This is a genomic window from Prosthecobacter sp., assembly GCF_044373815.1.
GTDB lineage: Bacteria > Verrucomicrobiota > Verrucomicrobiia > Verrucomicrobiales > Verrucomicrobiaceae > Prosthecobacter.
This window is the reverse complement of record NZ_JBIPNG010000651.1, coordinates 1-2,983: the sequence shown is the minus strand read 5'-3', so window position 1 is coordinate 2,983 and position 2,983 is coordinate 1. Positions and strand designations below refer to the sequence as shown.

Genomic DNA, 2,983 nt, shown 5'->3' with positions numbered 1-2,983 from the left:
CATTCAAGGATGCAGATGCTGGGGAGCGAATGATGATGTTAGACTCCCATGATGCGCTGTGGGTGAGTTACAGCAACGGCGCGGTTTTGCGGATTCAGGACGGAACGGTTAGGTTGTTTACTTCGGCGGACGGGCTTCCAGGAGAGAGTAGCTGCCAGTTGGCCAGAGACGGAGCGGGGCAGATCTGGTTTGCCCAGGGTGGCTGGGTGGGGATTTTTCGCGAGGGCAGGTTTCACCCGCTGGCGCAAAAGCCGCTCCGGCGCATCTTCGGTGCCCGTGCCGGTGGCATTTGGGGATACCAGGACCGGCAGTTGTGGAGCTTTGCCGAAGGCGGTTCGCTGACGAAATTTGGAACGTTGCCAGAGGAGGTTGCTGACGTGATTCCCACGTCCATGTGTGAAGACCAGACGGGTTGCTTGTGGCTGGGCACATTGAATGCAGGCCTATTTCGGTTCGATACCGAAGGCGGTGTGTCAGTGCCCTTGTCGCAACAAAACATTCTCACCGTGCAGGAAGATCGGGAGGGAAATGTCTGGGTCGGGACGCGCGGTGGCGGTTTGAACCAGGTGAAGCGACGGGTTGTCGAATTACTGAACACCGGATCTTCCAGCCAGTTTGAGCCCGTGCAGTCACTTTGTCAGGACACGGACGGGAATTTGTGGGCCATCGTCTGGCCTGAGGGGCTGCTCCTGCGCAGCGGTGGTCCAAAGCAGGAATGGATCATGATGTCACAAAAGGACGGTTGGTCCGATTTCCGCAGCAGTTGCGTGGCTGCCGATCCCAACGGCGGGGTATGGATCGGCATGAGCGATGCGGGAATCAAACACTGGAAAAATGGCGCGGTGACCGAAACGCTGGATAAAGGCAACGGCTTGGCCGCCAATCAAGTGGGCGCGTTGTTGGCGACGGCTTCTGGAGAGCTTTGGATAGGCCCCAGAGGGGCGGAGGTGGTACAATGCCGCAGGAATGGACAGTTCCGAACATTTCCATTGCCTGTGGGCAGCGGGTCGGCCATGGCCCTGGCAATCGATGCGGACGGCGATTGCTGGGTGGCGACTTATGGCCGCCATTTGTTGCGTATGCATGGTGATGTCGTGACGGACGTAACTTCCTCCACCCTGGCGGAGCCTTGTGAAATCCGCGGACTGTTAGGCACGCCTGATGGCAGCCTCTGGATTGGCTATGCTGGTCAGGGATTGGGCCGGCTCAGGTCCGGACGTTTCAGCCAGTGGCGAACCGAGCAGGGGTTGCACGACGACTACATTTGTAACATCCTGCCTGATGGGCGCGGACGATTGTGGTTTGCGGGTAACCGGGGAATTTTCAGCGTGCGGGTCAAGGAGCTCGAGGACACTGCGGTAGGGCGGATCACGCGGGTCAGATCGGTGACCTACGGTCGAAATGATGGGCTGCTGCGCTTGCAGGCAAACTTCAACTTCTGGCCGGGTGCGCAGCGGGGAACCGATGGCCGATTGTTGTTTGCCATGCAGTCCGGCATCGCCGCCGTGTCTGCGGATAATTTCGAAGAGAACCCGGAACCGCCACCCGTGGTGATCGAGCGGGTCACCGCCAATGGTCAAACGATGGCGGCCTATCAGGCAGGTGGTTTTCGGGAGCCCTCCAGTGCCTTCGTGCCGCTCGAATTGGGCCGGACTACGGCGCACCTGAACCTTGCTCCGGGGCAGCGGCGCGTCGAGTTCGCCTTCACCGCCTTGTCGTTCACCAAGCCGGAAACCATCGGCTTCCGGTACCGGCTGCACCCCGTTGACAAGGACTGGGTGGAGGCCGGAAACCTGCGCACCGCCACCTATGCCCAAATCCCTCCCGGTCACTATCAATTCGAAGTGAGCGCCTGCAACATCGAAGGAGTGTGGAGCGCCAGCGGTGCCAAGCTCGATTTAACAGCCGAGCCCTACTGGTGGGAGTCCCTGTGGTTCCGGGTGCTGGGTCCGCTGGCCGCCGCCGGGTTGACAGGATGGGGGATTCTGACGGGCGTGAGGCGCCGCCACGGGCATCAGATCGAGCGCCTTGAGTTGCAGCAGGCCACGGAACGGGAACGCGCCCGCATCGCCGCCGACCTGCACGACGAGATGGGCGCCAATCTCACCCAGATCGGATTGTTGTGCGAGCGGGCCCGGCAGGAGTTTGATCATCCTGCAAATGCACAGAGACATCTGGACCGTGCGCTCGCCAGCACTCATGCGTTGGCAGGCCAGTTGGATGCTGTCGTCTGGGCGGTGGATCCGGCTAGCGACACGCTGGAACATTTCGTCCAGTATTTGAGCAACTACGCCCGGGATTTTCTGGAGTTGGCCGACATCCGCGTGCGTTTGGAGGTGCCGGAAGATCTCCCGTCCATGACGCTTTCTTCGGTTTCCCGGCATCATTTGTTTCTTGCCGCAAAGGAGGCGCTGCACAACGTGGTGCGGCACGCCGGGGCCACGCGGGTGGCGGTGCGCGTCCGCCCGGAACCGGAGGCCGTGATTGTCGAGATCGAAGACGACGGAATGGGACTGTCTGCCGCCGGTACCACCGCGCCCGGTGCCGATGGTCTGACGAACATGACCCGTCGCATGTCCCGCATTCACGGGCGTTGCGAGTTCCTGACCGGCAGGGACGGACGCAGCACGCTTTTGCGCTTCACCATGCCACTGACCGAAAACCATACACCGCCACCGAAGTCTCATGAACAACAGTGAATCCAACGCCATCACCATCGCCGTCGTCGAGGACAACAAAGACCTGCGAAATTCCATCCGCGAGATTCTCGACGGCGCGGAGGGCGTGCGCTGTGTCGCGGCCTGCGCGACGGGTGAGGAGGCGCTCACGGTGCTGCCGGCTTTGCACCCGGCTGTGGTCTTCATGGACATCAATCTGCCCGGCATGAACGGCGTGGAATGTGTGAGCCGGCTGATCGAACTGCTGCCGCAGTCCCTGGTGGTGATGCTGACCATTCAGAGCAACATCAATGCGGTGTTCGAAT

Annotated in this window: 2 protein-coding genes; both read left to right on the top strand. The window is 61.0% G+C overall.

From position 1 onward, the window contains the following. Positions 1-2,699, top strand: a 2,699-nt coding sequence (locus ACIREA_RS29720; protein ID WP_397385944.1) for a two-component regulator propeller domain-containing protein, incomplete at its 5' end; no start/stop codon positions are given. Beyond that, positions 2,686-2,983: response regulator transcription factor (locus ACIREA_RS29715; protein ID WP_397385943.1), on the top strand; the 298-nt coding region annotated here is incomplete at its 3' end. The genes ACIREA_RS29720 and ACIREA_RS29715, both read left to right, overlap by 14 nt.